Annotated in this window: 19 protein-coding genes and 1 pseudogene; 6 read left to right on the top strand and 14 right to left on the bottom strand. The window is 65.7% G+C overall.

Features of this window, described 5'->3' with window-relative positions:
* The 9 genes from Q4G50_RS12340 to Q4G50_RS12300 form a co-directional block, all read right to left on the bottom strand.
* Window positions 1-628: fumarylacetoacetate hydrolase family protein (locus tag Q4G50_RS12340; protein WP_303377950.1), on the bottom strand; the 628-nt coding region annotated here is incomplete at its 3' end.
* 30 nt (window positions 629-658) lie between these two features.
* The gene (locus Q4G50_RS12335; protein WP_303377949.1) at window positions 659-1,315 is read right to left on the bottom strand and encodes an exonuclease domain-containing protein; all 657 of its coding nucleotides are present in this window, start codon (window positions 1,313-1,315) and stop codon (window positions 659-661) included.
* Window positions 1,315-3,171, bottom strand: a complete 1,857-nt coding sequence (locus Q4G50_RS12330) for a DUF294 nucleotidyltransferase-like domain-containing protein (protein WP_303377948.1) — start codon at window positions 3,169-3,171, stop codon at window positions 1,315-1,317. The genes Q4G50_RS12335 and Q4G50_RS12330 overlap by 1 nt, the downstream gene beginning before the upstream one ends.
* Window positions 3,172-3,211: 40 nt before the next feature.
* Window positions 3,212-3,877 (bottom strand): DUF1345 domain-containing protein, encoded by a 666-nt coding sequence (locus tag Q4G50_RS12325; RefSeq protein ID WP_303377947.1) that lies wholly within the window; start codon window positions 3,875-3,877, stop codon window positions 3,212-3,214.
* A gap of 9 nt (window positions 3,878-3,886) precedes the next feature.
* Complete coding sequence (locus tag Q4G50_RS12320; RefSeq protein WP_303377946.1) at window positions 3,887-5,395, bottom strand: cell wall-binding repeat-containing protein; 1,509 nt, start codon at window positions 5,393-5,395, stop codon at window positions 3,887-3,889.
* A 40-nt stretch (window positions 5,396-5,435) separates the two neighbouring features.
* Window positions 5,436-6,449, bottom strand: coding sequence for a 3-isopropylmalate dehydrogenase (locus Q4G50_RS12315; protein WP_303377945.1), 1,014 nt, complete (start codon window positions 6,447-6,449; stop codon window positions 5,436-5,438).
* A gap of 67 nt (window positions 6,450-6,516) precedes the next feature.
* Window positions 6,517-7,020 (bottom strand): flavin reductase family protein, encoded by a 504-nt coding sequence (locus Q4G50_RS12310; protein WP_303377944.1) that lies wholly within the window; start codon window positions 7,018-7,020, stop codon window positions 6,517-6,519.
* A gap of 2 nt (window positions 7,021-7,022) precedes the next feature.
* A complete protein-coding gene (locus Q4G50_RS12305) occupies window positions 7,023-8,033 on the bottom strand; it encodes an acyl-CoA dehydrogenase (protein ID WP_303377943.1) in 1,011 nt (336 codons plus the stop codon).
* Window positions 8,034-8,036: 3 nt separating this feature from the next.
* Window positions 8,037-8,585 (bottom strand): OsmC family protein, encoded by a 549-nt coding sequence (locus Q4G50_RS12300; RefSeq protein WP_303377942.1) that lies wholly within the window; start codon window positions 8,583-8,585, stop codon window positions 8,037-8,039.
* A gap of 237 nt (window positions 8,586-8,822) precedes the next feature.
* Here Q4G50_RS12300 and Q4G50_RS12295 point away from each other — a divergent pair, with 237 nt between their 5' ends.
* From Q4G50_RS12295 to Q4G50_RS12285, 3 genes are all read left to right on the top strand, one after another.
* Window positions 8,823-9,497 (top strand): GntR family transcriptional regulator, encoded by a 675-nt coding sequence (locus tag Q4G50_RS12295; RefSeq protein WP_303377941.1) that lies wholly within the window; start codon window positions 8,823-8,825, stop codon window positions 9,495-9,497.
* A gap of 110 nt (window positions 9,498-9,607) precedes the next feature.
* Window positions 9,608-10,933, top strand: a complete 1,326-nt coding sequence (locus tag Q4G50_RS12290; RefSeq protein ID WP_303377940.1) for an MFS transporter — start codon at window positions 9,608-9,610, stop codon at window positions 10,931-10,933.
* Window positions 10,930-11,859, top strand: a complete 930-nt coding sequence (locus tag Q4G50_RS12285; RefSeq protein WP_303377939.1) for an ornithine cyclodeaminase family protein — start codon at window positions 10,930-10,932, stop codon at window positions 11,857-11,859. Before Q4G50_RS12290 ends, Q4G50_RS12285 begins: the two co-directional genes overlap by 4 nt.
* A 74-nt stretch (window positions 11,860-11,933) precedes the next feature.
* On the opposite strand, the gene serA is transcribed toward Q4G50_RS12285, so the two are convergent.
* Both serA and Q4G50_RS12275 read right to left on the bottom strand, forming a co-directional pair.
* Window positions 11,934-13,523, bottom strand: coding sequence for a phosphoglycerate dehydrogenase (gene serA / locus Q4G50_RS12280; protein ID WP_303377938.1), 1,590 nt, complete (start codon window positions 13,521-13,523; stop codon window positions 11,934-11,936).
* Between the two features lie 139 nt (window positions 13,524-13,662).
* Window positions 13,663-15,453, bottom strand: a complete 1,791-nt coding sequence (locus Q4G50_RS12275) for a DUF262 domain-containing protein (protein ID WP_303377937.1) — start codon at window positions 15,451-15,453, stop codon at window positions 13,663-13,665.
* Between the two features lie 139 nt (window positions 15,454-15,592).
* Between Q4G50_RS12275 and Q4G50_RS12270 the strand changes: the two genes are divergently transcribed.
* From Q4G50_RS12270 to Q4G50_RS12260, 3 genes are read left to right on the top strand one after another with little or no spacing between them, the layout of a single operon-like run.
* Window positions 15,593-16,552: an ABC transporter substrate-binding protein gene (locus Q4G50_RS12270; RefSeq protein ID WP_303377936.1), complete on the top strand. Its 960-nt coding sequence runs from the start codon at window positions 15,593-15,595 to the stop codon at window positions 16,550-16,552.
* Complete coding sequence (locus Q4G50_RS12265) at window positions 16,549-17,310, top strand: ABC transporter permease (RefSeq protein ID WP_303377935.1); 762 nt, start codon at window positions 16,549-16,551, stop codon at window positions 17,308-17,310. Before Q4G50_RS12270 ends, Q4G50_RS12265 begins: the two co-directional genes overlap by 4 nt.
* Window positions 17,303-18,019 (top strand): ABC transporter ATP-binding protein, encoded by a 717-nt coding sequence (locus Q4G50_RS12260; RefSeq protein WP_303377934.1) that lies wholly within the window; start codon window positions 17,303-17,305, stop codon window positions 18,017-18,019. The genes Q4G50_RS12265 and Q4G50_RS12260 overlap by 8 nt, the downstream gene beginning before the upstream one ends.
* Window positions 18,020-18,171: 152 nt before the next feature.
* Here the strand turns inward: Q4G50_RS12260 and ilvC are convergent, their stop codons facing one another.
* The 3 genes and pseudogenes from ilvC to Q4G50_RS12245 all read right to left on the bottom strand — a co-directional run.
* Window positions 18,172-19,185: a ketol-acid reductoisomerase gene (ilvC, locus tag Q4G50_RS12255; RefSeq protein ID WP_303377933.1), complete on the bottom strand. Its 1,014-nt coding sequence runs from the start codon at window positions 19,183-19,185 to the stop codon at window positions 18,172-18,174.
* A gap of 125 nt (window positions 19,186-19,310) precedes the next feature.
* Complete coding sequence (ilvN, locus tag Q4G50_RS12250; protein WP_085549751.1) at window positions 19,311-19,826, bottom strand: acetolactate synthase small subunit; 516 nt, start codon at window positions 19,824-19,826, stop codon at window positions 19,311-19,313.
* A 4-nt stretch (window positions 19,827-19,830) separates the two neighbouring features.
* Window positions 19,831-20,084, bottom strand: a pseudogene (locus Q4G50_RS12245) (acetolactate synthase large subunit); the annotation flags it as partial.

Here is a 20,084-nt window from a genome sequence, read left to right as displayed (position 1 = left end):
TAGAGTCCTGCTTGGTGGTGCGCTCACCATCGTGGGTGAGGTGGGCCTTGATGGAGAGGTTGTCCAGGTCGAAGGAATCGATATCGGTCTCGATCCAGGGGCCCAGCGGGCAGAAAGTGTCAATGCCCTTGGCGCGGGCCCACTGGCCGTCCTTGAACTGGAGGTCGCGGGAGGAGACATCGTTGACGATGGTGAAGCCACGGACCACTGACTTCCAGTCAGCAGCCTTGACGTTCTTGGCGACCTGGCCGACGACGACCGCCAGCTCACCTTCGAACTCGACCTTGGTGGCAAAATCGGGGATCTTGATCGCGGCATCCGGACCAATGACAGCAGTCGGCGGCTTGAGGAACAGGGTCGGCGGCAGGTGCTCCGCGGACTCCTTGAACACCTCGGCGACGTGGTCGGCGTAGTTGCGGCCGATGGCCACGACCTTGCTGGGCAGGGTCGGGGCGAGCAGACGCACATCCGCCAGCGGCCACTCCCGGCCGGTGTACTCCGGCTCGGTGAAAGGGGTGTCCTTGATTTCCTTGGCGGTGAGGCCGGCAACGTCATCGACGCCGTTGCCTTCACCGTCGATGACGACGAAACTGAAGCCCTCAGGGTGGGCGATTCTTCCAAAGCGCATGGGCAATACCTTACATACCGCCCCGGGGCATCATTCCATGACGTCCTTGAGCGAGTCGACATTCAGCGTCACCCGGTGCGCGAGGTACTGCTCCGCGCACGCCAACGCATCGGTGAGCGCGTTGTGGTTGCGGTAGCCGGGCAGCCCGTAGCGGGCGCGGACGCGGGCCAGGCGCAGGTCCTCACCGCGCGGGTAGGTGCCCATGCGTTCCATGTGGCGGCGTTCCATGGCGAAGGTGTCCACCGTTGTCACCTTCAGTGGCGCGCCGAAGTACTGCTCGCAGGCACGGGAGATGAACCCCTCCTCCATCGCCGCGAAATGGGCCAGCATGGCGCGCCCCTGTAGGGCCTTGAGGAACTGGGCAACCGCGTCCTGCGGATCGATGCCGGCGGCGATTTCATCGTCGGTGAGGTGGTGGATCGTGGCCGAGGGGCCCACCGTGAAACCCTCCGAGCCACGCAGGATGACATAGCCCGCGCCGGAGAGGTCGATGCTGCCGCCGTCGACCGGCACCCACCCGATGGACACCAACTGGTTCTTCTCCGGTTTGAGGCCGGTGGTCTCCACGTCGACGGCCAGCAGGCGCAACTCATCCAACGGGGTGCGGGGATCTGGTGCGGGGACCTCGTAGAACTCTTTGAGCGGCCCGGTGGCTTTTTTCGCCGGGTCGGAGCGGAAGGGCCACATCAGATGTTCCTCACCATGTACTTGGTGGCCAGCGCATTCTGGATGCTCTTGATGATCTGGAAGCTGTCGCGCAGGTGCTCGCGGTCCATCTTGCCCAGCTTGGAGGGATCGATGTTGTAGTCCGGGACGGTGCCCTCCCGCAGCTGGATCGCCTGGTGGCGCAGGATAATGGAGTTGAGGTAGTCGAAAGCATCGACCAGATCGTGGGCGCCCCGCTCGGAGACCGCGCCGGCGGCGGCACCTTCCAGCAGGCGCTGGCGGGTGCCCAGCGAGGTGACTCCGCTGGCCAGGGCGAACAGGCGGCCCATCTGGACAATGCCGGCGGTGCCGCCCTTCTTCACGTTGAGGGTGTTGGCGTATTCGCCCGAACGGTCAACCACCAGTCCACGGAAGAAGCCGAGGGGTGGTTCCCGGCGTGCCGCCAGCGCCGCCAGGTGAGCATGTGTCCGGCGGGCGCCCCGAGCGATCCCGACGGCATTGTTGTGCACAAAGTCCGCCAGTTCTGTGTCGCCATGGATGCCGCGGAAGTCGAAAAAGGTCTGCGCGTGGAGGAGGGCGTCCGGTTCCGGGGCGGTAACCCAGTGGTGGAAGGTGTCGATCCACTGCGCGCGAGTCATCCGCCACTGCGGGTTGGAGGCCATCATGTCGCCAGGGCACAGGACCTGCCCGGCGTTGTGCAGACCCTGGCAGACGTAGTCAGACAGCTGGGCGAAGTACTCGCCGTGCTCAGCCTCGTCATAGTCGTTAGACAACACCAGGGCGTTGTCCTGGTCGGAGGCCAGGCCCATCTCACGGCGTCCCTGGGAGCCCAAGACCACGAAGGAATAAGGCACCGGCGGGGCGCCGAACTTATCCTCGCCGAGTTTGAGGAGACGACGAGCGAGGGAGTCAGCCGCGATGGTCATGATGCCGGAGGTCTCCTCGGCAGAGGCACCGCGCTCGATGAAGCGGGCGGCCACCTCGGAGGCCTGCGAGTAAGCGTCTTTGAGTTCCTCGGCGGAGTTGCGGCGGGAGAATTCGGCCGTCAGGTAGATGGGGTCGTGGCGCAGCAGGCGCATGACATCCGCGGTGGTGACAATTCCGGTGAGCTGGCCTTCGTCAACAATCGGCAGATGATGGATACGCATCTCCGCCATGATGAGCATCGCCTCAAAGGCGAGGGTCTCGGAACTGACGGTCCGCGGCGACGCGGTCATGATCTCGGTGACCGGCAAAGTGCTGTCTAGGCCTGTGGCCACTACCCTGCCGCGCAGGTCACGGTCGGTGACGATGCCCTCCAGCTGGCCTTCCTGGGTGATCAGCAGGGAGGAGACCTTGTGCTCTTCCATCAGTTCCGCGGCCTGACGAATGGTGGCCGTCGGAGAGATAGAGACCGGGTTGGCGATCTTGAACTCGGCCAGCCGGGTGCGCAGCACCTCATTGGAGCTGTCCCCGCGCAGCTCCTCTGCGGCAGCCCGGATGCGCCGGGACTGGGAGGAGTAGAAGCGCATGATGTCGGGGTTGCGCTCGGCGAGGCTGCGGAAGGCCTCGCGCGGGAGCAGCAGCAGGAGGGAATCCTCGACCGCATTCATGGTGTAGCGGCAGGAGTTTTCACCGACGAGGGTGGAGTAGCCGAAGCTGCGACCCGCATCACGACGATCGAGGAGGATGTCCTCCTCATCGATGACATCCACCGCACCGGAGCGGATGATGTAGAGGTAGTCGTTGGGGGCGCCGTGGTTGATGATGTTATCCCCGCGGCGGACGTATTCCATCGTCATCTGGGCGGGCAGGGCGTCCAGTTCCGCCTCGGGGAGGCGGGTGAAGGGCTCAAGGTCAGCGATGAATTCGCGGACTTCTTCGAGTTCGACAGTCATGTCTTCAGCGTAGTTGCGCCACCCGCCTGCGGGGAGTGGATCAGCTAAAAAGCAGGGACACGGTCATCGCCACGATGACGGTGTTGAATCCGAAGGCGACGAGTGAGTGCAGGCGCATGGCGGTTCGGGTGGCCCGCGCGCGGGCGGCCGCGCCGGTCATGGTGGACACAGCCACGGAGTGGGAGAGGAAGTCCCCGAATTCCGGGGTCGGATCGGCGGGTAGGTCAATGTGCTCACCGCGCAGGTGCAGGTCGAGATATTTCTCCGCGTAGGCGTAGACCATCAGCCCCCAGGAACCAGCGACGTTGAGCAGTCCCAGGGCCGGCAGCCACAGGTGGGCATCGAGGATCTGCAGGCTGGAGACGGCGATGACGATGAAGGCGGAGACCACTCCGGCCTGTATGGACCACCATTCCGGTTGGGCGAGACCCGCTGAACTCCCCCACCACCAGCCGCGCCCCTGGCGGGAGGAGGGACGCAGTTGCGTCAGGTCCGTGCCTGTCCAGTGACGGTGAGTCCAGGTGAGATACGTCGCGCAGAACAGGATCCAGGTCACCATGTAATAGACGATGGTGGCCGTGAGCATGTCGCTGGTGATGGCTCCACCCAACATCAGCGCCGAAGTCACCCCAAGTCCCGCCGCACCGGCTGCCAGGATGCTCACCCAGTAGCGACGGGCCTGCCCCGTGTCCGTCGTCGCGCTCATGCGCCCAGGCTACTGGTAAGAGACGAACCAGGGGCGGGGGTCGACGTTGTGGTAGGTCTCCTCCGGAGTGAAGGTGGGGTTGTCCTCGTCGATGAAGTTCTTCCAGGCCATGAACCAGTCGTCGGACAGATCCTGGCGCATGACGTTCCAGGTGTCGAACTTCTGTTCCGGCCCACCATGGCCGTCGGCGTGGAGGATGAAGGACAGCTCGGGGTGGTCGGTGTTGATCTGCTCGCGGTCGCGCAGCATCTGCAGCTGGAACTGGTGGACGATCAGGCCCTTCTGCGGCAGGTTGTTGTCGCGGACGAGCTGGGCCAGCCACTCGGAGACCTCGTTGATCTCGGCGGCTTCGGCATGGCCGACGCGCTGCAGGGGCTGCTCGCCGGGCTGTAGATTCCACTCGGGGTCGAGCGCCAGGCCAACGTTGGGGCGCTTGAGCAGCTCCTCGTAGACCTGCGCCTGCTCGAGGAACGATGCCTGGCCGGGCTGGAGGTCAAGGAAGGCGTAGCCGCCGGCCTCGGTGATGGCGTCGATGTAGCCGAGGAAGTCATCCGGGTTGCCCACGTTGGTGAACTTGCCGTCCTCGCCGGGGAACTCAGAGGCGACGGTGACGATGATCTCGAAGGCCGGGATGACCGGCTGCTCCTCCAGCGGCTGGTAGTTCTCGATGTGCGCCTGCACCCGCTCGACGGCCTCGGCCGGCGGCTGCTCGCCCATGACGCCGAGGGCGTCACCGGAAGGGTGGCCGTAAAAGGCGATCATGCGACGCCCCGGGAAGACCAGCCCGCCGCCACCGGGCAGTTCACCGTTGGCGGCCATGTCGATTGCCGTGTCGAGGCGTTCCTGGGAGCCGAACTCATCGCCGAGGGCGATGACGTCCTGTTCAGTGACCAGGGACATCGACTCGGAGGTGATGCGCGGGTCCGGGTAGGACAGGACGTGGACTTGGGCACCGGCGGCCCGCGCCGTACCGATCGTGGCCAGCGAGGTCTGCTCCGTCGCCAGCATCGGCGGCATGTCCAGCGGATGTGTGGTGTGCTCGAGCCCCTCCATGCCTTCCGCGGTATCGCGGTCGAGGGAGGCTGCCACTCCTGCGCTTATCGACGCCGGCGTTGCCGCCGCAGGTGCCGGGGTGATCTCAGGGCCGTCGATAAGCGGGCCGACCTCACCGACGGTGACGATGTGGGAGGCGCCGAGTCGCTCGATCTCCGCATCGACGGCGGGCTGGTCGCCGGCGGTGAGCAACGGCGCGCCGCCGGCGATCGCCAGGTGGACGCCGCGGGAGAGGTCCTCCGGGGTGTCCGCGGCGACGATGACCACCTCCGATTCCTCGAAGAGGCGGGCGGAGGTGTCCACTCCGTTGTCGGCCGCATCCGCGATGACCTCGGAGGAGGCCATCTCTAAGGTGGGACGACCGGAATCCCTTGTGCCGCTACTGCCGTTGTCGGCGGAGGTGGAGCATCCGGCGATGAGGGTCAGCGTGGTGGTCAGGGTCAGCGCGGCCGTCAGTCGCCTCATGGATGCTCCTTTTATATATGGGTGTGCTTATGCAGACACGTTACTGCAGGGCGGCGGCGATGCGGTCACCGACCTCGGTGGTGCGGATCTGTCCAGTGCGGCTGGCCACATCGTCTGCGACGGCGGCCTCGATGCGGGCGGCATTATCCTCGTCGCCGAGGTGGCGCAGCAGCATGGCCGCGGACAGGATCGCGGCGGTCGGATCGGCGATGCCCTGGCCGGTGATGTCCGGGGCGGAACCGTGGACAGGCTCAAACATGGAGGGGTTGGTGCCGGTGGCGTCAATGTTGCCGGAGGCGGCCAGGCCGATGCCGCCGGATACGGCACCTGCCTCATCGGTGATGATGTCGCCGAAGAGGTTGTCGGTGACGATGACATCGAAACGCGAGGGATTGGTGATGAGGTAGATGGTCGCGGCGTCGATATGCGAGTACTCGACGGTGACCTCCGGGTACTCGGCGGCGACCTCATCGACGGTGCGCTGCCACATGCCGCCGCCGTGGACGAGCACGTTGGTCTTGTGGACCAGGGTGAGGTGCTTGCGGCGGGTCATGGCCAGCTCGAAGGCGTAGCGGACGACGCGCTCGGCACCGTAGCGGGTGTTGACGGAGGTCTCGTTGGCCACCTCGTGCGGGGTGCCGACGCGGATGGCGCCACCGTTGCCGGTGTAGGCGCCCTCGGTGCCCTCACGGACGACGACGAAGTCGATCTCGCCCGGGTTCTTCAGCGGGGACTCGACACCGTCGAAAAGCTTGGAAGGGCGCAGGTTGACGTGGTGGTCAAGGGCGAAACGCATCTTGAGCAGCAAGCCGCGCTCCAGGACTCCCGGGGGGACGGAATCGGGGGCGCCGATCGCGCCAAGGAGGATGGCGTCGTGCTCGCGGAGGGAATCGAGATCGGCGTCGGTGAGCAGCTCGCCGTTCTTGAGGTAGCGGCGGGCGCCGAGATCATAATCGGTGGTCTCAATGTCGTCGCGGACTGCGCGGAGCACCTTAAGCGCCTCGTCGGTGACCTCCGGGCCGATGCCGTCGCCGCCAATAACTGCAAGTTTCATGCTGTGGGATTCCTTTCTCACCTGCTGGACTGCTGGCGATTCTAGCAGCCCCACCGGCCGCAGGCCCCTAAATCTGGTACTCCGGCCAATCGTGCACCTGACCGCGCTGGTACAGCAACGGCCGAGCCGAGGCGTGGGTCCCGCAATCATGGACAGCCACCGTCAATATGGTGTGATCCCCGCCCGGGTACGCGGCGGTGATGTCGCCGGCGAAGTAGGCTGCGGCGGCGTCGATAAGCGCGACACCGCGCGCCCCACGATGCGTATCGACGCCTGCGAACCGGTCCACCCCGCGCCGCGAGAACTGATACGCGATCGGCCCCTGGCCATCGGCCAGCACCGAGATACCCACCGGGGCGCCGACCGTGAGGTACGGCAGCGAGGTGGAATTGTTGTCCACCGCCAGGAGCACCATCGCCGGTTCCAGCGACAGCGAAGAAAATGCGGAGACCGTCAGGCCGACATCCGTGCCATCCTCCCGAAGGGTGGTGACCACCGTGACGCCCGAGGGGAAAGTACCCACGACGGCACGCAACTGCTCACCGGTGACAGTTCTATCGGCCACGGTCATCCTTATCCCTCCTGCTTCGCGCGACGAAGCTCCCACGTCAACTGGGTCTCGGACGGCGACTGTACCGGAATAAACGCCGCTTCACGGAAACGACGGGACGCCGGGGAAGACTGCGCGTAGCCCGCACCCCCGGCGACGCGGACCTCCAGGGCGGTGGCGTCCACCGCTGCCCGGGCGGCGGCCAAGCGCAGCTCCAACAGGCTGATGCGATCCGGGGCAGCTTCCTCGGCGAGGCGTTCCTGTTCCTGGATCAGCGCGGTGATCTCGGCCCGCAGCTTCTCGACGTCCTCGGTGAGCACCTCATTCACCCCGTTCAGGCGGGTGGCGGCGGCGTCGATGGCGGCATCGGCCACGCCCAGGCATTCCGAGGTCTGGAGGATGAGGAAAGTCGGGCGGACAGCCGAAATGAAGGCCTCGAAGTCACGGGAGAGGACCTGGCTCTCCGGAACGGGGACGTTGTCCAGTGTGATGCCGGCCGAGGAAGTGGCGTTGAGGCCCAGCAGCGCGAAGGGGGTGCCCAGGGTGACGCCCGGGGCACCTCCATCAAAGGCAAAAAGCAGGCGCTCCCCTGCGGGGGTGCGGGCGGCGGTGACGATCACCGCGTCATCGGCCAGGTTGGAGGCCCAGGCCAGCTTGCCGTTGAGGACGTACCCATCCTCGGTCGGGGTGGCGGTCAGATCAATGGTGCCGGCTCCAGCGGCCTCCTTGAAGGCCGGGGCCATGCCCGTCACGCCGGGACGGGTGCCGTTTTCCAGGGCCGGGAGGACGTAGCGGACATAAGGAGTGTCAGCCTGGCGCAGGTAGGTGATGACCATGGTGTGCGCCCAGATACCGAAGGCGACGGAGAGGTCCACAGCAGCGATCTCCCGCAGCTGGCGGGCCGTAGCCTGCAGATCCTCGCGGATGAAAAGCTGCTGGGAACCCAGCAGCTCAATGCCGTAGCGGGCGGACAGTTCGTTGCGGTCGACGGCAGAGGCGTTGCCGGCGATGGTGTCAAGAAGTGCGGTCGCCATGGCTTAGACCAGCTTCGAGGTCAGGACGGCCGGGCGGGTGTAGGTGTTAACCACCGGGGACCACTGGATGGCATCATCGTGGATCTGCTGCAGGGTCTCGCGGTCAGCGTCACCCTCGATCTCCACGCTGACGCGGACATCCGACACACCCGGGCGCTTGCCCTCGTTGAGATCACCAACACCCCACGTCGGGGAAACATCGATGTCCGACTCAATGTCAATGGCGATCTTGGTCAGCGTAACGCCGCGGTGCGTCGCGATGGCCTGAATACCCACCGAGATACACGCCGCCAGACCAGCCTGGGCGATCTCCGTGGGGTTCGGGGCAGTGTCATCGCCGAGCAGCGCCGGCGGCTCAGAGACCAATACCGGGGCCAGGTCACGGACCTGAGTGTAGTTGCGGAACTTGCCGTCGGCCTCGGTGTGGGTGCGGATCGTCTTACGCCCACCCTCCGGGTTATCGATGTTCTTCTGCGCCAGCTGGGCCAGCTTCTCGGCGTCGATCGGCTCCAGCGGCTGGCCAGCGGTGTGGTTCGGGGTGAGGTCGGACATGGTTCTCCTTGGATTCGTGACGTGCTCGCCCCATTGAACACCGCAGCGTCTATTTTATCCATACCGTGTTGTCTAGTATGGGCAAGGTGCACGATATGCGAGTGTGCTAGCTGGGCCTTTACACGCAGGGGGCGTGAATGAAAGTGCCCGGTACGGGCTTAAGGCAGACAACCCGGTCCACATGACTGGCGTCTCCTTAGAACCTAAAAACGATGGGCTTACGGCATAATGCGCGATATGCCCTCACTCCCCGACTCGCTCCGCCTCCCCCGCCTCGACGAGCCACGGGACATGCCCCTCCGCGAACAGGTCGCGGAGCACCTGCGCCACGCTTTCATTGTCGGCGACATCACGCCCGGGGTGATACTCAGTGCCCCCACCCTGGCAGAGGAGTTCGGGATCTCAGCCACTCCAGTCCGCGAGGCCATGCTCGATCTGGCCACCGAGGGACACGTACGGGCCCTGAGATATAAGGGCTACCGGGTACTCGAATTCTCCCCTGAGACGCGCGCCCAACACGTCGAGCTGCGTGGTTTCATCGAGATCCCCCTCATGCTGCGCATTTCCGCCTCCGGCATGCCGGACGCCCAGCTTCAAGCCGCCCGGTGCCTGGCGGAGGATTCCCTACAGGCCGCCATCGATGGCGATCTTATCGAGTTCATCCGCCTCGACACCTCGCTCCACCTGGGACTCCTGAGGGAAGCGGGCAATGACGTCGCCGTCCGCCACGTCCGCTCCCTCCGCTCACTTGCCCGCCTCACTGGCCTGCGCGCGCTGGCCGAACAAGGCGAGCTGGAGAAAACCGCACGCGAGCACCTCGATATCGTCGACGCTATCGCCGAACGCGACCCCGAGCGCATGAACAGGATCATCGCCGCCCACCTAGGCCACGTCACCGGCGTGTGGGCCTGAGTTCGACTCTCGGCCACCCTGTTCCTCGCTCCACCCTGGACGTCTACAGCAGTAACATTGTACTGTGTCTCCAATCACATCCACTGTTCCCTGATGCGAAGGCACATACCATGTCCGAAGCCAGTTCCAGCCCGCCCACCGAAAAAAGACGCGAACGCCGCGTCCTCGCTGGCTCCCTCGCCGGAAGCTCCATCGAGTGGTACGACTTCTTCCTTTACGCGACGGCCTCAGCACTGATCTTCAACCATCAGTTCTTCCCCACCGAGGACCCTTTCGTCTCCCAGATGCTCTCGTACCTGACACTGGCACTGACGTTCTTCGTCCGGCCCTTCGGCGGCATCATCTTCTCCCACTTCGGTGACCGCGTCGGCCGAAAAGTCACTCTCGTAGTCACCCTGGTGATGATGGGCGTTGCCACCGTCGCCATCGGTCTGATCCCCACCTATGACCAGATCGGCGTCGCCGCGCCGATCCTGCTCGTGATCTTCCGTATTATTCAGGGTCTGGCCATCGGCGGCGAATGGGGTGGCGCGATGCTGCTCGCCTTCGAGAACGCCCCCGCCAAGCGCCGTGGCTTCTTCGGTTCAGTTCCTCAGATGGGCATCACCATCGGCATGCTGCTGTCCTCCCTTGCCTTCGCAGCAGTGTCCTTCTTCGGCGACGACTTCCTCCTCGGTTGGGGCTGGCGCATCCCGTTCATCGCCTCCATCGCGCTGGTCCTCGTCGGACTGTGGATCCGATCCGGGCTGGGCGAGACACCGCACTTCAAAGCAGCGCGGGAGGAAGACGGCGTCGCAAAGCTGCCGATCCTGGAGACCATGCGCCACCATTTCCCCGCCGTCCTCGTCTCGGTGGGCATCAAGATCGTGGAGACTGCGCCTTTCTACATCTTCGCCACCTTCGTCGCCTCGTATGCAACCGGCACCCTCAGCTTCGAACGCTCCACTGTCCTCAACGCCGTCAGTCTCGGCGCCCTCGTGTCGACGTTCATGATCCCCGTCATGGGTGCACTCTCCGACCGGGTGGGACGCACCCGGGTCTACGTCACGGGCGCGCTGGCCATCGCCGCCTTTGCCTTCCCCTTCTTCCTACTTTTGGACACTGGGGCGAACTGGGCAGTATTCGCGGCTGTCGTCATCGGACTCGGCGTAGTGTGGCCGCCGGTCACCGGCACGCTCGGCACGATGAGCTCCGAGATCTTCTCTGCCCGCATCCGCTACACCGGCGTCACCCTCGGTTACCAGATCGGTGCCGCCCTGGCCGGTGGTACCGCCCCGCTCATCGCCACCTGGCTGCTCCACGAGTTCAACGACCAGTGGCACCCCATCGCCATCTACATCATCATCACTGCCTCCATCTCGCTGGTGGCCGTCATCTTCGCGCCGGCCATCGCGCGTCGGGAAGCAGCCAACGACCCCCTCGAAAGGAACCCATGAATCTTCCCTACTACTCCCCCACTGACATCGCCGCGGCCGTCTCCGTCGGCCGCGCCCGCCGCCTACTCGACAACGCCCTGCAAGGGGGATTCCGTCCGGAGGTCGACCCCGCGCGGGTGAATATTCCCGCAGGTAGCGGCCATATGCTGCTCATGCCTTCGGTGCTGGGCGCCTGGACGGGCACGAAGATCGCGACCGTCTCCCCGGATAACCCGTCGAAGGACCGCCCACGTATCCAGGCGATGTACCTGCTGCACGACACCGAGACCCTCACGCCGCAAGCCTTCATGGAGGGTAATTCGCTGACCACCCTGCGTACCCCCGCCGTCAGCGCGGTCGCCGTGGATTATCTGGCACCGGAGTCGATCGAGAAGATGGTGGTTTTCGGCACGGGCCCGCAGGCGCACAGCCACATCGCGGCGATGGCGGAGGTGCGCGCACTAGGGGAAGTCGTCGTCTGTGGCCGCAATGCCGGGCGCGTCGAGGACACCATCACGGCGGCCCGTGACCTGGGCCTTCAAGCCCGGGCCGGTGAGCCGGACGACGTCGCCGACGCGGGGCTCATCGTCTGCTGTACCTCCGCCCCCACCCCGCTTTTCGACGGCGCGCTCGTCCCCGACCACGCCGTCGTCGTCGCCATGGGCTCGCACGAGCCCGACTACCGGGAGCTCGACTCACAGCTCATGTCCCGCTCGCAGGTGTTTGTCGAGGACCGGGCGACCGCGCTGCGCGAGGCCGGCGATGTCATCCAACCGGTGCGCGAGGGGGTACTCGCTGAGAGCGACGTACTAGAACTGGTCGACCTGGTCCGTGGTCAGGTGGAGGTGGACTCTACCCGCCCCCGCGTGTTCAAGTGCGTCGGCATGAGTTGGGAGGACCTGGCCGTCGCAGTGGGTGTCGTCGACCCGAGCATCATGCCGGACTAGACCCGGAAACGCCGACGACGTGCCACCCCGGGCCCTGAGGATGGGACCGGGGTGGCACGCCGTCGAAAAGCCAGTTAGTCCAGGTCGAGCTGGATGGCGTTGGAGGCGCCCAGGGACTCGGAGATCTGGGTGACCAGAGCCTCCGGGACCTCAGCGTCAACGCGCAGCACCAGGATGGCGCCGTCGCCCTTGGCAGCCTGGGTCAGAGCAGCAGCCTCGATGTTGATGCCGGCCTCGCCCAGCTGGGAGCCCACCTTGCCCAGGGCACCCGGGGCGTCGGTGTACTCGAGGAAGAGGTTGCGGCCCTCGGCGCGCATGTCGAGGCCGCGGTCGTCGATACGCACGATCTTCTCCACGCGCTCCAGGCCGGTGAGGGCACCCACGACGGAGCGGGAGGAACCATCGGAACCGATGACCTTGACCTCCACACCGGAGCGGTGGGTGGTGGACTCGGTGGCGGTATCCACCTTGTAGTCCAGGCCGCGGGTCTCAGCGATCTGCGGGGCGTTGACGAAGGTGACCGGCTCATCAGTGGTGGCAGAGAACAGGCCGCGGACGGCGGAAAGGCCGAGCACGGAGAGGTCATCCTCGGAGGAGAGCTCGCCGCGGGCCTCAACCTCGACGGCGACGGGGGCGGCGTCGAGCAGCTGGCCGGCCAGCAGACCCAGCTTGCGGGTCAGATCCAGCCACAGGGAAACCTCTTCGCCGACGCGACCGCCGGAAACGTTGACGGCATCCGGGACGAACTCGCCGGCCAGGGCCTTGAGCACGGAAGCGGCGACATCGGTGCCGGCGCGATCCTGGGCCTCTTCGGTAGAAGCACCCAGGTGCGGGGTCACGACGACCTCCGGCAGACCGAACAGCGGGGAGTCGGTGCACGGTTCGGTGGAGAAGACGTCGAAGCCGGCACCCCAGATGTGACCGGACTTGATGGCATCCGCCAGGGCCTGCTCATCGACGAGGCCACCGCGGGCCGCGTTGATGATGATCTGGCCCTTCTTGGACTTGGCGAGCAGCTCGGCGTTAAACATGCCGGCCGTCTCCTTGGTCTTGGGCAGGTGGATGGTGATGATGTCGGCGCGGGAGACCAGCTCTTCCAGCTCGACGAGCTCCACACCCAGCTGGGCGGCGCGAGTCGGGTTGGCGTACGGGTCGTAGGCGATGATCTCGGTCTCAAAAGCGGACAGGCGCTGGGCAAAGAGCTGGCCGATGTGACCGAAGCCGACGATGCCGATGGTCTTGCCGAAGATCTCCACACCCTTGAAAGCGGAGCGCTTCCACTCGCCCTCGCGCAGGGTGGCGTCGGCGGCCGGGATCTGGCGCACGGTGGCCATGAGCAGGGCGATCGCGTGCTCGCAGGCGGAGTGGATGTTGGAGGTCGGGGCGTTGACGACCATGACGCCACGCTCGGTGGCGGCATCGATGTCGACGTTGTCCAGGCCGACGCCAGCTCGGCCGACAATCTTCAGGTTCGGGGCTGCCTCCAGGACCTCACGGGTGACGGTGGTCGCAGAGCGGACCAGCAGGGCGTCAGCCTCCGGTACGGCGGCGAGCAGCTCCGGGGTGTTCGGGCCGTCGACCCAGCGCACCTCCACGGCGTCTCCGAGCGCATCAACGGTGGACGGTGCCAACTTATCGGCGATAAGGACGACGGGCTTGCTCACGTGTTATCTCCCAGCTATGAAAAATGTGGCCCCGGAAAGTCCAGAGCGTGGAACGGATAACACTCTAGTAGGTCCGGACACCCGCCGCGGCATGACCTGTCCGTTTATGAGTTAGGCCACTTAACCCCGCCACCCCCGTTCATTCGCTGAACGCGTTGGGGCCTTCCTCGCCGCCGCTGTAGTCACGGTCATCGACGTCCCTGACCACGGGTTTGCCCATCGCGTACTCCACCATGCCGACGAAGCGGGAACGGCGATCCCGCAGGAAGTTCGTAAAATCGGACTGATGGAGCAAATCGACGTTGAGTTCGTGGGTGGCGAGGACGGTGTCGAACTCGGCGTCGTCGAGAAGCGATTTTGTCTGCACGCGGGTGAGATACTGCGTGGGCGAGTAGCCGTCGATGACCACCTCCGTGCGCTTGCCCATCGGCGTGCGGTTGAGAATGGAATCGGCGACAACCGGCTCGATGGCGTTGTCGCGGCACCACTCTTTGGGGAACACGCGATGGAAACCGGGGTGCAGCTCGGGGAAGGTCCAGCGGTCAAAGGGCTGGGAAGTACGCCAATCACGGGCCCCGCGCGCCATGAGCAAGGAGTAGATTCCCTGGTAGACGCCGGAATTCTCCCGGACCGAGAAGAAGCGGGACTCGGAGAAGGAGGCATCGCGGATGGTCTTGGGCACCTCGGTGGTCGCCCCCTCGATCCAGGCGGTGACCTGGTCGACGTCGCGCGCCGAACGGTTGATCACCGCCGCGGAGCCGTAGAGTTCGCCGAAGATGCCGCACCAGAACCACTGGTTGAGCTTGTCCCACGCCTTCGTCGACGCCAGCGCGCGGGGGGTGTCGGCCAGGCGCGCGAAGATAACGGCCAAGGGGATCAACTGGGCGGTGTAGGGCACCTGGTCGATGGTGAGCATGCAGCGCTGGGAGAGGAACTCGGCGGTCTCCAGGAAAGTGATGCGCAGCTCGCGGCGGGCGTGGAGGTAATCGGCCAGGGTGAGGTTGAGGATGTCCTCGCGCTGCCCCGCCGCGTGTCCGGCCCGGGAGGTGACCAGCAGCGATACGGCGGTGAGGAAATCCGTGCGATTGATGCGGTCGAGCGCCGGGTAGCGGCCCAGGATGCGGCGGGTCTCCTCCCAGTCCGCGGCGAGGGAGAAATCCGGGTCCTCGGTGGCGAAGACTGCGGTGAGCAGCTCGAAGACGTCCATCTGTAGGCCGGCGGAGTTCGCCTGGGCGAAGATCGAGCCCACACCGGTCTGTGCGGTTTCGCGGGCCAGACGGATCATGGGGATGTCGTAGGCAGCCAGCGGTTTGACCACGCGGTCATAGAAACGCTTGACCACCTCCCGCATGTCCGGGCGCGAGGCCGCCATGTCGAAGAGCAGGTCAGTGCCGGATTCCCACAGCAGGTCAGCGACGGGCAGGCAGCCGTGGGCAATGGCGGCGTCACGATCAGGGATGCCCCCGTCGATCTCGGGACCGAAGTGGGACTTGATGCGCCCGTCATCGTCAACGGAGAACACCGCCTCATCGGGCATGACCTGGGACTCGACGGCGCGGGTGACGTCGACGTAGAAGGTGCGGCGGATGCGCTTGGAACGGAAGTCAACGGTGTCCACCGCACCGTCGCCCTGCAGGCAGTGATACAGGGTGGTCAGGCGCTGTTGGCCGTCGAGAAGCAGAAGCCCGGGGTCGGCGACCGGGGCGGGGGCACCGGCGATGGGTCGCGGGCGGAAGCGCATGGGGGCGTTGCGGGTGTCCAGAGCGAGCAATGAGCCGACGGGGTAGCCGCGCAGGACGGTGACGATGAGCGAGCGGATCCGGTCGACGTCCCAGGCATAAGAGCGCTGAAAATCCGGTAGCTGCAGGTCGCCGCGGTCAATGCGGGCGAACAGGTCAGGTAGGTCATAGCTCGGTGTGGTGAAACCCATGGCGATGAGTCTATCCGGGTGGGGTAGTCCGCGCTGACGGGGCCGGGTGAATGAATGTGGGCCGATCTTGTGGACTGACCTGTACGGTAAATCCCGTTGCTTTAAGACTATCCTGTCTATCACGTACCGGAGGTTCTCCATGGCGCTCACCCGCCGCACCTTCCTCGGCGCCGCGGCCCTCGGCTCACTCGGCCTCATCGGGGGCCGCGCGCTCGCTGGCCCCGAGCCCACTGAGGGCCTGGCCATCGGCTACGTACCCATCGCCTGCTCCGCTCCACTCGCCATCGCCGACGCCCTCGACGCTTTCCGACGCCGCGGCCTCAACGTCACCCTGCGCCGCTTCGCCGGGTGGGCCGATCTGTGGTCCGCTTATCTCACGGGCCAGCTCCACGTCACCCACATGCTCTCCCCCATGGCGGTCACCCCGGTCTCGCGCCCCACCACCCTGGCCTACACGCTCAACACCAACGGACAAGCACTGACGATCGCCTCCGATCTCCACGGATCGGTGTCCGGTCTGGGCGATCTGCGCGGGCGCGTCATCGGCATTCCCTTCGAGTACTCCATCCACTCCCTCCTGCTGCGCAGCGCGCTTATCGACGCCGGCGTCGACCCCGTCCGCGACCTCGAACTCCGGCTCCTGCGCCCCGCCGACATGGTCGCCCAACTGGAGGTCGGCGGCATCGACGGCTTCGTCGGCCCCGAGCCCTTCAACCAGCGGGCCCTGGCCACCGGCACCGGCCGCGTCCTGCACATGACCAAGGAGTTCTGGGACCGCCACCCCTGCTGTGCTGTCGCCATGGGCACCGACTGGGCCGAAGCCCACCCCGGGCAGGCCGCCGCCGTGAACGAGGCGCTGGCCGAAGCCTCCGCCTGGCTCAATTCCCCCGGCCACCACGCCGAAGCCGCGCAGCTGCTCTCTGCGGAGAAGTACCTCAACCAGCCCGCTCCTCTGCTGGAGCCCGTCTTCGAGGGCCGCTACCTCAACTGGGCTGGTGACGAGGTCGTCGATCCCGAGCGCCTGCACTTCGGGGATGCCACCGATCCGGCGGCCCTGGAGTGGATGCGCACCCAGCTGCGCCGTTGGGAGCTGGCATGAGTGCCCGCCTGCGCGCGGTTGCGCTCGGCCTGGTCTTATTTGTGGTGTTTCTACTGGCCTGGCGCCTCGTGCCCGCAGGTTCCCTCGCACCCACCCCCGGCGGGGTGTGGCAGCGCGGGGTGGAGATCCTCTCCGACCCCTTCTACCGGGATGGTCCGGGTAGCGTCGGTATCTTCTGGCACCTGGTGACGTCACTGCGCCGCGTGCTCACCGGCTTTGTACTGGCCGCGGCGATCGCCATCCCGCTCGGCTTCGTGCTGGGTCGCCTGCAGGTGCTGCGCTGGGCGCTGGACCCGCTGGTGCAGATCCTCCGGCCGGTGTCCCCGCTGGCGTGGTTGCCCATCGGCCTGGCCCTGCTTCACGACGCCGAGCGCACCGCCATCTTCGTCATCGTCCTCTCCGCCCTGTGGCCGATCCTGCTCAACACCATCGACGCCGTCCGCCACATCCACCCCACATACCTCAAGCTCACCTCCACGCTGGGTACGCCGCTGTGGTTATCCATCACCCAGGTATGGATCCCCGCGACCCTGCCCGGCATCATCACCGGCCTGCGCCTGTCCCTGTCCACCTCCTGGCTGGTCATCATCGCCGCTGAGATGCTCGTTGGCGGCCAGGGAATCGGGTTCTTCGTCTGGAACATGTGGAATCGCCTGGACATCGACGCCATCGTCGTCGCCATCATCATCATCGGCCTGACCGGCCTCATCCTCGACCACCTCGTCGCCGCCCTGCAGAGGACCGTTCGCTATGACTAGCGCCATCACACTCAACGGCATCACCCGCTCCTACGGCCCCACTCGCATCATCGCGCCGACCTCCATCGACGTCGAATCCGGCCAGTTCGTCTCCCTCCTGGGACCCTCCGGCTGCGGCAAGTCGACGATCCTCTCCATGGTTGCCGGCCTCGACCGCGCTTCCACGGGTGACGTGCTTGTCGACGGCCGCCCCGCCGTCGTCTTCCAAGACCACGCACTGCTCCCCTGGCTCACCGCCCGCGGCAACATTGAATTCGGTCTGCGTTCCACCCGCCCTGGGCTGTCAGCGCAGCAACGCCGGGAGATCGCCGACCAGCACCTCGCTGCGGTCGGCCTAGCGCACGCCGCTGAACGCCGCCCCGCCCGCCTCTCTGGCGGTATGCAGCAGCGCGTCGGCATCGCGCGCGCCTTCGCCGTCGAGCCCGAGATTCTGCTTCTCGACGAACCCTTCGGAGCCCTCGACGCCCTCACCCGCCGCGACCTACAACTCGAATTGCTGTCTTTGTGGGAGGCCGACCGCCGCACCGTCGTCATGGTCACCCACGATGTCGACGAGGCCATCCTGCTCTCCGACCGTATCCTCGTCATGTCGCCCTCCCCCGACGCCACCGTCATCGCCGACATCACCGTGGACTTGCCCCGCCCGCGCGGTGACGCCGACCCCGACCCGGAGTTGCGCCGCCATCTGCTCGATCTGCTGCACCCCTAAGGCCGCGCCCCGCCTGGTCCCAGCTCTTACGGGCCCGTTGCGTACTTACCGGTGGTTTGAACCACCTATAAGTACGCAACGGGCCCGTAAGAGTTGTGACATAACAACGAAGCCCCGCTGGGGCAGCCAGCGGGGCGTCGATAAGCGGGAAACTAGGCGGTCTCGTTGAGCTCCACCTTGACCCAGCTCATGAGATCGCGGAGCTTGGCGCCGGTCTCCTCGATCTGGTGCTCGGCGTAATCCTTGCGCAGGCCCTCGAGCTCGGTGTTGCCGTTCTCGACGTTGTCGATGAGGCGCTTGGTGAAGGTGCCGTCCTGGATGTCGGTGAGGATGTCCTTCATGCGGTTCTTCGTGTCGGCGTCGATGACGCGCGGGCCGGAGAGGTAGCCACCGAACTCGGCGGTGTCGGAGACGGAGTAGTTCATGTTGGCAATGCCGCCCTCGAACATGAGGTCAACGATGAGCTTGAGCTCATGCAGGCACTCGAAGTAGGCCATCTCGGGCTCGTAGCCAGCCTCGACGAGGACCTCGAAACCGGTCTTGACGAGCTCCTCGGTGCCACCGCAGAGCACAGCCTGCTCACCGAAGAGGTCGGTGACGGTCTCAGCCTCGAAGGTGGTCGGGATGACGCCGGCGCGGGCGCCACCGATGGCGGCGGCGTAGGACAGGCAGAGGTCCTTGCCGTTGCCCTTCGGGTCCTGGTCGACGGCGATGAGGCAGGGAACGCCCTTGCCGTCGACGAACTGGCGGCGGACCAGGTGGCCCGGGCCCTTCGGGGCGACCATGCCGACGACGATGTTGTCGGCCGGCTTGATCAGGTCGAAGTGGATGTTCAGGCCGTGGCCGAACAGCAGGGCGTCACCGTCGTTGAGGTTCGGCTCGATGTCGTTCTCGAAGACGGACTTCTGGGAGGTGTCCGGGGCGAGCAGCATGATGACGTCGGCCCAGGCGGCGGCGTCGGCGTTGGTCTTGACCTCGAAGCCGGCCTCCTGGGCCTTCTCCGCGGACTTGGAGCCCTCGCGCAGGCCGATGACGACCTCGACACCGGAGTCACGCAGGTTCTGGGCGTGGGCGTGGCCCTGGGAGCCGTAGCCGATGATGGCGACCTTGCGGCCCTGGATCAGGGAGAGGTCAGCGTCGGCGTCGTAAAGCAGTTCAATAGCCATGGGAGAAAATCTCGCCTTTCGTTCTATACAAGTGCTGTTGTTGTTTGTACCACAACATGAGACAGGGGTACCCCACCAGGTGGGACTTTCATGCTTTCCGTCTCACCTGGTGGGATTAAAGGGTGTTACTTGGAGGGAGCCATCGTCTTCGGGCCGCGGTTGAGCGCGATTTGACCGGACTGGATGAGCTCACGGATACCGAAGGGCTCAAGCACTTCCAGCAGAGCGCGCAGCTTGCCGGGGGTACCGGTGGCCTCGATGACCACGGACTCCTGGGCGACGTCGACGACGCGGGCGCGGAAGATGTTCGCGGCGTCGACAACCTGCGGGCGGTTGGTGTTGTCGGCGTTGACCTTCACCAGCATGATGGCGCGGGCGATGGTCGACTCCTCCTCGAGGCGCACGACCTTGAGCACCGGGATGATCTTGTTGAGCTGCTTGGTCACCTGCTCGATGACCAGCTCGTTCGCGTCGACCACGATGGTGATACGCGAGATACCCGGGGTGTCGGTGTGCGCCGAGACGATGGACACGAGGTTGTAGCCGCGGCGGGTGAACATGCCGGCGACGCGCGAGATGATGCCGTCGACGTCCTGCACGAGGACGCTGAGCGTGTTGCGGACGATATCGGTGTTGGCCATGGTCCTAGTTCTCCTTCTCGGCACGGTCCTCGAGGACTTCCTCGACGGTCTCTTCCTGGGCGTCCTCGAGTACCTCGTGGATGTCGGCCGGGGACTCACCGGCGGACTCATCGCCCTCGAAGAAGGGGCGCAGGCCCTTGGCGTACTCGATGTCAGAGTTGGAGGCACCGGCGGCGACCATCGGCCACACCTGCGCGTCCTCGCCGACGATGAAGTCGATGACCACGGGGCGGTCGTTGATCTCGCGGGCCTTCTGGA

Origin of the sequence: Corynebacterium sp. (assembly GCF_030538285.1) — a bacterium.
In the GTDB taxonomy this organism is placed as follows: domain Bacteria; phylum Actinomycetota; class Actinomycetes; order Mycobacteriales; family Mycobacteriaceae; genus Corynebacterium.
This window is presented reverse-complemented; position numbering and strand designations above follow the sequence as displayed.